The organism is Aerococcus sp. L_32, from assembly GCF_050689315.1.
Window position 1 is genome coordinate 1 of the sequence record NZ_JBOEQF010001086.1, and the last position, 622, is coordinate 622.

The following is a 622-nucleotide window of genomic DNA, read 5'->3' on the forward strand; positions in this document are numbered from 1 at the left end:
CGTGACTCGTGAAAACTTAACTGGTTTACGCGTTATTAGGGCTTACAACGCAGAAGAATATCAAAATAAAAAATTCGCAAAAGCTAATGACGACTTAACCAATACACAACTCTTTGTTAACCGTGTAATGGGGATCATGCAACCCGGTATGACCCTCGTATCAAGTGGTTTAACCCTAGTAGTTTACTGGTCAGGTGCTTACTTAATCGCCGATGCGGCACAAGGGACAGAGCAAATTAACCTATTCTCAGACATGGTTGTCTTCTCATCTTACGCCATGCAAGTTATCATCGGATTCCTGTTAATGGTCATGATCTTCATGATTTTACCGCGTGCCATCGTTTCGGCAAAACGGATCAACGAAGTGCTTGATCTAGTACCATCCATTGATTTTAAAGAAGATGCGATTCAAACAAGTGAACAAGGATCTGTTGAATTCAAAAACGTCACTTTTAAATACGGTGATGATGCCAAACCAGCCCTTAAAGATATCAATTTCAAAATCAACAAGGGTGAAACCTTAGCCATTATCGGATCAACTGGTTCAGGTAAATCGACTTTAATCCAAATGATTCCACGTCTATACGACGTATCTGAAGGACAAGTACTTGTCGATGGGCAA

At 40.5% G+C, this 622-nt stretch carries 1 protein-coding gene; it reads left to right on the forward strand.

Annotated elements, in window-relative coordinates; all coding sequences use genetic code 11:
- The coding region (locus ACRCJ0_RS18305; RefSeq protein WP_431391569.1) for an ABC transporter transmembrane domain-containing protein at positions 1-622 on the forward strand (622 nt) is incomplete at both ends.